Here is a 7,488-nt window from a genome sequence, read left to right as displayed (position 1 = left end):
CTCGCCCGGCTCGACCCCGCCTACACTCGGCGGTGATATGTCTCAAACCAGCGATCTCACCTCCGCCATCCGGGCCGCGCTCGGCAAGGTGATCGACCCCGAGCTCCGTCGACCGATCACCGAGCTCAACATGGTCAAGAGCATCGACGTCGGACCCGACTCCGCGGTTCGCGTCGAGATCTACCTGACCACCGCTAGCTGTCCGAAGAAATCGGAGATCACCGAGACCGTCTCCCAGGCCGTCGCCGACGTGCCCGGCACCGGCGCGGTCAAGGTCACCCTCGACGTGATGAACGACGAGCAGCGCACCGAACTGCGCAAGCAGCTGCGCGGTGACTCCCCCGAGCCCGTCATCCCGTTCGCCCAGCCGGGCTCGCTCACCCGGGTCTATGCGGTGGCCTCCGGCAAGGGTGGCGTCGGGAAGTCCAGTGTGACGGTGAACCTGGCCGCGGCCATGGCAGCGCGTGGACTGTCGGTCGGCCTGCTGGACGCTGATATCTACGGCCACTCGGTTCCGCGGATGATGGGCACCAACGACCGGCCCACCCAGGTCGAGTCGATGATCGTCCCACCCGTGGCCCACGATGTGAAGGTCATCTCGATCGCCCAGTTCACCCAGGGCAACACCCCCGTCGTGTGGCGCGGCCCGATGCTGCATCGCGCGCTGCAGCAGTTCCTCGCCGACGTGTACTGGGGCGATCTGGATGTGCTGCTGCTGGACCTGCCACCCGGTACCGGCGACGTCGCGATCTCGGTGGCGCAGCTGATTCCCGGCGCGGAGATCCTGGTGGTGACGACACCGCAACTGGCCGCCGCCGAGGTGGCCGAACGGGCGGGTGCCATCGCGCTGCAGACGCGTCAGCGGGTTGTCGGTGTCGTAGAGAACATGTCCGGCCTGGTACTGCCCGACGGCACCGTCATGAACGTGTTCGGCGAAGGCGGCGGCAAGCAGGTGGCCGAGAGCCTGTCCCGTTCAGTGGGCGGCGACGTTCCGCTGCTGGGGCAGGTCCCGTTGGACCCGGCCTTGGTCAGCGCCGGCGATTCCGGAATCCCGCTGGTGCTCAGCGCTCCGGACTCGGCCGCGGGCAAGGAACTGCGTGGCATCGCCGACAGTTTGACCGCGCGCAAGCGTGGCCTCGCCGGGATGTCGCTGGGTCTGGACACCACGCGCCGTCAACCCGACCTCCAGGCGTAGACCCCCTTCCAGGGCGTCAGGTGGCGTCTGGGTCGAACGGGGTGCTGGCCGGTGTCTCGACCGACGGGGTGCGCTCCACCGCTGGTGCGGACGGAGAAGAATCGGCGGGCTTGCTGCCCTTTTGACCCGCTGCGTTGTCGAACTTGCCGGTGAACACCGAATCGTCGCCGTCGAGTAGGTGTTTGGTGATCGCCGCGCGGGGCGTCATCCCACGCAACTTCTGCAGCTCCGACAGTGGCTCCCGGAGGTCGTCGAACTCCGGTCCCAGGTCTTGGCGCAACTGCGACGTCGCTCCGGTGACGTACTCCCGGGCCTGACGCACGGCTCCGGCGGTCCATCGGATGGCGCCGGGCAACCGCTCCGGTCCGAGCACCACCAAACCGATGAGGACCAGGAGCACCATCTCTCCCCAACCGAGGTTGGCGAACATCTCAGTTGTCCGGCGTGGGGTTGACTGTCAGCGTCACCCGGCGGCCGTCACGCATCACCTCGATGGGCGAGTCCTGCCCGATCGGCAGCTGTCGCACCGCCACCGTGAATTCGTTGGCGTCGGCCACGTTGCGGTTGCCGACCTTGACCACCACATCGTTCTCCAGGATGCCGGCGCGCTCGGCGGGACTGCCGGCCCGCACATTGGCCACCTGCGCGCCGGACGCCAGATCATTGCTCACCGACCGCGCGGACAGGCCGAGCGTCGGATGCGCGATCTTGCCGTCCTTGATCAGCGCCTCGGCGACCTGCTTGACCTCGTTGACCGGTATGGCGAAACCCAGCCCACTGGCGCTGTCGGAAAGCGACTTGCCCGCGGTGTTGATGCCGATCACCTGGGATTCCATGTTGATCAGCGGGCCGCCGGAGTTGCCGTGGTTGATGGACGCATCGGTCTGGATGGCGTCGATGACGGTGTCGGTGTCGGAACCGTCGCCGGACAGCGGCACCGGGCGGTGCAGCGCGCTGACGATGCCCGAGGTCACCGTACTGCGCAATCCCAGCGGGGCGCCGGCGGCGATCACTTCTTCACCGACCACCACGTCATCGGAGTTGCCGAGACGCGCGACGGTGAGATTGTCGACATTGTCGACTTTCAGCACGGCCAGGTCGGTTTTGGGATCGCGGCCCACCAAGTTGGCGGGCACGGACTTGCCGTCGTTGAAGACCACGGACATCTTCCACTGGCTGGGGTTGGTGGCGGCCTCGGAGATGACGTGATTATTGGTGACGACGTACCCGCGGCCGTCGATGATGACGCCGGAACCCTGAGACCCCGCCTCGTCGCTCTTGGCCTCGATGGTGACCACCGAGTCCGCCACCGACGCCGCAACGGAAGCGATCTGGCCGGGGGGCACATCGTCGGCGCCGTCGGTCTCGAGGGTGATCTTCGAGGTGGTGAACGCCTGTACCACCTCGGCAGTCTTGCGTCCGACCCAGCCGCCCGCCAGACCGATCACCAGTGCGATGACAGCCAGAACCGCGAGCGCGGCGTAGGACACCCGGCCACCGAACAGGACATCGCGCACACCGAGCTTGCCGGGGGGCGCCACGGCCTGCTGCGGTGCGGGCGCTGCGACGGCCGGCGTTCCCAGTGCGGCGGCTGCCGAGGGGTCACGCCACGGGTCCTCGGCAGCGTCAGGTCCCGAGCCGTTCTTCCTGGCAGCTTCCTCGGCTTCCAGGGCGCCGTGGTCGACGGGGTGACGCTGTAGAGAGTCTCCATTGGGATGCGGGCGACCGAATGCCTCGGCGAGGACCGGATCCGGCGGCTGATCCCGCGGTTCGTATTCCGAGTTGTCCTGAAACCTCTGTGGGCGCAGTTCCTCGGCGACGAACGAGCCATCGACACCGTTGGGTCGTCCGAATGCGCGGCGCTGTGCGTCGTCAACCGGCGGCCTCGAAACGGGACGCGGCGCCAAACGCGGCCCACTGGGCCCCTGGCCTGAGTTGTCCTGGTCCGAACTCACGTCATCCTCATTCTGGGGGCGCTCGGAATGCGAGCCACTCGAAAACTGACTATCGAGCCCGCGGCGGGGCGGACTCGGCCCCATCCACCCTACCGGCGGCGACGGCGGGGCCGCGCTGTGTCGTCAGCTAACTGGTCGGCGATCCGGTCCGGCGCATCGTCCGGAGGGGTCAGCGGGGCGTTCGGGATCTGCGACAACATGCCCAGCAGAGTGCTCGGGATATGGATCGGACAGGAGTCGCGCAGCGCCTCGCGGGCCTGGCGTTGGGCGTCCACCTCGGCGGCGCAATCGGAACACATCGAGAGGTGGTGGGCGGCGCGCAGATGCGCATTCATACGGAGTTCGCCGTCGACGAAGGCCGCTATCGCTTCGATGGAGAGGTGTTCGGTGGAGCCGAACTGGCGGGGAGCGCCGACAGGGGCGTCACTCTGGGAGGCGAACTGCGCGGGAAGCCACGAGAATGCTCGTCGGAACACGTGCCCCCGGTCGCTCATTCACCCCGCCCCTTCCGACTGCTGCGCTACTCTCGCCTGAGCCTTAGCGATCTCTTATCAAATGTAGCGCGTGCAGGGCCCTGAGACACCCCACCTGGTCGTCTTGTTCGCCGTTAATTTTCCGCGGCGTCACTGGCCTGCTGCGCAGCGAGGAATTCGCGCAGCGCCTGCCGGCCGCGGTGGATCCGGCTGCGGACCGTGCCCAGCTTCACGCCGAGCGTCGCTCCGATTTCCTCGTAGGACAGACCTTCGATATCGCACAGGACCACGGCGGCGCGGAACTCCGGCGGCAGCGAGTCGAGTGCGGCCTGCAGATCAGGACCGAGCCGTGAATCGTGGTAGATCTGCTCGGGGTTGGGCTCGTCGGCGGGAACCCGGTCGTAGTCCTCGGGCAGCGCCTCCATCCGGATGCGGCTGCGGCGACGCACCATGTCCAGGAAGAGGTTCGTGGTGATGCGGTGCAGCCAGCCCTCGAAGGTGCCCGGCTGGTAGTTCTGCACGGATCGGAACACCCGGATGAAGGTCTCCTGGGTGAGGTCCTCGGCGTCGTGCTGATTACCGGAGAGGCGATAGGCGAGCCGGTACACGCGATCGGCGTGCTGGCGGACCAGGTCGTCCCATGACGGCATGGTGGTCTTGTCGCCGGTGGCGTCGAAGACGGCCGTTCCCTGCAACTCGTCCGTGGGCTGAGCCCATTCGGCTTCGGCATGCTGAGCGACGTGCGACATGCTGTTCGGCGCCGTCATCGTGGTCGTCGGATCCTCCTGATCTGCATTCTGCTTGGCACTGCCAGATGGAACCGGCAAGCCGATAATCACGGGAACGCGTGAGGGGTAAGCGCTATTCCCGGACCAGCGACCGCCGAGTTCCATCAACACACCGTCGTCTATCGCCGTGTGCACGCCATATGAGCAATCTGAACTTTCCCTGAGAATAGATCGTCGGCCCTGGTTATGCCCCAAAAATACAATTCGAAACCACCGGAATGAGAGGCGTGTCGCACATCGGTGCGGCGGCGACGAGAAGCGGGCGCGCCTGCGATGCGGTTCGGTTGCCGCCCTCTACGCTGCGGGGCATGCCTCCCGCAGACGAACCATCCGGCCAGCCGCGGCCGAGCGCTGTCGAGTCGATCGTGGCGCACGCCGAGAACGCGATCTCCGAGGACGCGGTCCTTGCCGCCGCACGGGAGCGCGCCACCGACATCGGAGCCGGCGCGGTGAGCCCGGCGGTCGGGGCGTTGTTGAGCCTGCTCGCCCGACTCAGTGGCGGGAAAGCGGTTGTCGAAGTGGGTACCGGCGCTGGGGTCAGCGGCTTGTGGCTGTTGTCCGGAATGCGCGATGACGGCGTCTTGACGACGATCGACATCGAGCCGGAGCACCAGCGGATCGCCAAACAGGCTTTCAACGAAGGTGGCATCGGCCCGTCGCGCACCCGGTTGATCGGTGGCCGCGCTCAAGAGGTACTGACCCGGCTGGCCGACGAATCCTATGACCTGGTGTTCATCGACGCCGAGCCGACGGATCAGCCTGAATTCGTGGTCCAGGGCATACGTCTGCTGCGTCCCGGCGGCGTGATCGTCGTGCACCGCGCTGCGTTGGGCGGGCGGGCCGGCGACCCTGCGGCCCATGACGCCGAAGTGTCGGCAGTTCGTGAGGCGGCACGACTGATCGCCGAGGACGAGCGGCTGACTCCGGTGGTGATCCCGCTGGGCGACGGCATCCTGGCCGCCGCCCGCGAGTGACCACCGGGCCTCTACGCGCAGAGGCCCACGATCTCCTGGCGGAGGCGGTCACCTTCGGTGAGCCGACCCTGCTGAACCGGATCCTGATTCGTCACCCCGGTGAGAGCGTTGGCGCCGATGTCCTGCAGGGTGGTCGCGAACCGTCGGACGGGATCGGCCAATTCCTCGGGGGTGTCGTCGCGGAGCTGATTCTCCAGATACAGGCCGCCACCCAACAGAGCCAAACGGGCGTTACCGGCGACGGCGGTCTGTGCCACTGGATCCGGACCGAGGTTGCCGTTGGTCTGCAGCTGAACGGCTTTGCTCACGGTGTCGACAGCGGTGCAGATCTGGGTCTTGGCGGCAGCAGGATCGGCGGGGGCGACATCAGCGGCGGAGGAAGCATCCGAGTCCTGCGCGGTTTGCTCGGCGGGCTTCGACGTCAGAGCCCACACCGAGACCGCGACCGCGACGAGTGCCACCACCAGGGCCACCGGCGCGATCCAACTGGGAGACTGGCCCCGTTGCCGGCGACCGGCAGACGTTGCACCAGAACGAGCTTCATCGTTAGTCGCGTTATCCGCCATGGGCTGATAGTAGCGGTCGTTGCCCACGAAATTGGAAGGTCCCTAATTGAATCCGCAAAGACACCAGGACATCTCGTTTTGACCCCCGGACTGGCCAACCGGGACGCGGTGGTGTAGCAAAGGTCGTGATGGGGAATCAACACCGGAATCAACGCCCGCTGCGCGAGGCGATGACGCGCCGCCTGACCCGCCGGTCAGCGGTGGCGGGCAAGATCCAGCTGCCGGCGGTGCCGAGCATGATCGATGACTACGTGGCCATGTGCGGCAACGTCTTCGCCGATGTCGGCAGGGCGTTCACGGACGATGAGTTGGCCAATCTGAAGCAGCTACTGCAGCGCCAACTCGATGAGGCGTTCGCGAAATCGCCTCGGTCGACCATCATCGTCGCGTACAGCGCGGGTGTCGCGTCGTTGCTGAACTACGAGATCACCATCGAATGGTGGACGCTGGAGCGGGCCTACGAAAACTGGATCAGCACCCGCACACCGCCGCTGTTCGGAAGCGAACCCGATGCCCGGGTGATGGCACTGGCCCAAGCTGCCACCGACCCAGCAGCCGCCCCGGTGCTCGATGTCGGTGCCGGAACCGGCCGCAACACACTGGCTTTGGCGCGGCGCGGCCACCCGGTCGACTCCGTCGAGCTGACGCCGAAATTCGCCGAACAGCTCAGCACCGATGCCCAGCGGGACAACCTGCCGGTGCGCGTGATCGCCGGTGACATCTTCGAGAGCACACAGGATCTCCGCGACGACTATGAGCTGATCGTCCTGTCGGAGGTGGTGTCCGACTTCCGCTCGACAGAACAGCTGCGCAACCTGTTCGAACTCGCGGCCCACCACCTTGCCCCCGCCGGCCGGCTGGTGTTCAACACCTTCGTGGTCAAGCCCGGCTTCGAGCTGGACGAGGCCGCCCGGCAACTGGGTCAGCAGTGCTACACCAGTATTTTCACCGACAACGAAATCGCCTTGGCGGCGGCTGATTTGCCGTTGATCATGCTCAGTGACGACTCGGTGTACGACTACGAGAAGGCTCACCTGCCTCCCGAGTCGTGGCCGCCGACGAGCTGGTTCGAGGAGTGGGTCAGCGGTCAGGACGTATTCGACGTGCCGCGCGACGAGAGCCCCATCGAGATGCGCTGGCGCGTGTACGGAAAGATCGGCTCACCGCAATAACCCGTAACTCGGTTGTTCACAACGCCATTGACAGAAGTGGGGCGCCGGCTGAGCCGGCGCCCCACTGTCATATCTGACCTCTAGGCGTCGTTGTCGCTGGACGCGCTGCCGTCGTTGCCGCCGGTCTCGCCGTCAGTCGAGGTGCCGTCGTCGCCGTCAGCGCCGTCAGCACCGTCGTCCCCATCGGTGCCGGTGCCGCCGACCGAAATGCCGCTGCCGCCCGAACCGCCGCTGCCGGCCGCTCCACCGGCACCGCTGGCGCCACCTTCGCCGCCCTCGCCGTCGCTACCCGCGTCGCCACGGTCGCCGAAGAATCCGGACCCGCCGCCGGCGCCGGCCTTGCCGCCGTCGCCACCGTCGCCACC

8 protein-coding genes and 1 pseudogene are annotated in these 7,488 nt (G+C 66.9%); 3 read left to right on the top strand and 6 right to left on the bottom strand.

The window, feature by feature from the left end; genetic code table 11:
- Positions 1-32: 32 nt before the first annotated feature.
- Positions 33-1,195 (top strand): annotated as a pseudogene (locus AC3A6P_RS35680) (Mrp/NBP35 family ATP-binding protein).
- 16 nt (positions 1,196-1,211) lie between these two features.
- On the opposite strand, the gene tatB reads toward AC3A6P_RS35680, so the two are convergent.
- The 4 genes from tatB to sigE form a co-directional block, all read right to left on the bottom strand.
- Positions 1,212-1,625 (bottom strand): Sec-independent protein translocase protein TatB, encoded by a 414-nt coding sequence (gene tatB / locus AC3A6P_RS35675; protein ID WP_487697338.1) that lies wholly within the window; start codon positions 1,623-1,625, stop codon positions 1,212-1,214.
- Between the two features lies 1 nt (position 1,626).
- Positions 1,627-3,150 carry a serine protease HtrA gene (gene htrA / locus AC3A6P_RS35670; protein WP_487697336.1) on the bottom strand — a complete coding sequence of 508 codons (1,524 nt, stop codon included), beginning with the start codon at positions 3,148-3,150 and terminating at the stop codon, positions 1,627-1,629.
- Between the two features lie 89 nt (positions 3,151-3,239).
- Positions 3,240-3,644 carry an anti-sigma E factor RseA gene (gene rseA, locus AC3A6P_RS35665; protein WP_487697335.1) on the bottom strand — a complete coding sequence of 135 codons (405 nt, stop codon included), beginning with the start codon at positions 3,642-3,644 and terminating at the stop codon, positions 3,240-3,242.
- A 113-nt stretch (positions 3,645-3,757) separates the two neighbouring features.
- Positions 3,758-4,516: an RNA polymerase sigma factor SigE gene (gene sigE, locus AC3A6P_RS35660; protein WP_487697374.1), complete on the bottom strand. Its 759-nt coding sequence runs from the start codon at positions 4,514-4,516 to the stop codon at positions 3,758-3,760.
- Positions 4,517-4,719: 203 nt separating this feature from the next.
- On the opposite strand from sigE, the gene AC3A6P_RS35655 reads away from it, so the two are divergent.
- Positions 4,720-5,385 (top strand): O-methyltransferase, encoded by a 666-nt coding sequence (locus AC3A6P_RS35655; RefSeq protein ID WP_487697334.1) that lies wholly within the window; start codon positions 4,720-4,722, stop codon positions 5,383-5,385.
- 11 nt (positions 5,386-5,396) lie between these two features.
- Here AC3A6P_RS35655 and AC3A6P_RS35650 read toward each other — a convergent pair whose 3' ends face one another.
- Entirely contained in the window at positions 5,397-5,858 is a 462-nt protein-coding gene (locus tag AC3A6P_RS35650) for a hypothetical protein (RefSeq protein WP_487697332.1), read from the bottom strand.
- 221 nt (positions 5,859-6,079) lie between these two features.
- Between AC3A6P_RS35650 and AC3A6P_RS35645 the strand changes: the two genes are divergently transcribed.
- Positions 6,080-7,123, top strand: coding sequence for a class I SAM-dependent methyltransferase (locus AC3A6P_RS35645; RefSeq protein ID WP_487697330.1), 1,044 nt, complete (start codon positions 6,080-6,082; stop codon positions 7,121-7,123).
- A gap of 80 nt (positions 7,124-7,203) precedes the next feature.
- On the opposite strand, the gene AC3A6P_RS35640 is transcribed toward AC3A6P_RS35645, so the two are convergent.
- Positions 7,204-7,488 (bottom strand): hypothetical protein (locus AC3A6P_RS35640; RefSeq protein ID WP_487697328.1); only part of this gene is annotated, 285 nt, incomplete at its 5' end.

The sequence above is a fragment of the Mycobacterium sp. Soil_C_30 genome (assembly GCF_057656995.1).
The sequence above is the reverse complement of the archived record's forward strand: the minus strand, read 5'-3'. Positions and strand labels throughout refer to the sequence as shown.

Excerpts from the sequence above, each read along its gene's own strand:
- rseA (WP_487697335.1), bottom strand. The coding sequence starts at position 3,644 with ATGAGCGACCGGGGGCACGTGTTCCGACGAGCATTCTCGTGGCTTCCC.
- AC3A6P_RS35655 (WP_487697334.1), top strand. The coding sequence starts at position 4,720 with ATGCCTCCCGCAGACGAACCATCCGGCCAGCCGCGGCCGAGCGCTGTC.
- tatB (WP_487697338.1), bottom strand. The coding sequence starts at position 1,625 with ATGTTCGCCAACCTCGGTTGGGGAGAGATGGTGCTCCTGGTCCTCATC.
- sigE (WP_487697374.1), bottom strand. The coding sequence starts at position 4,516 with ATGGAACTCGGCGGTCGCTGGTCCGGGAATAGCGCTTACCCCTCACGC.
- AC3A6P_RS35645 (WP_487697330.1), top strand. The coding sequence starts at position 6,080 with ATGGGGAATCAACACCGGAATCAACGCCCGCTGCGCGAGGCGATGACG.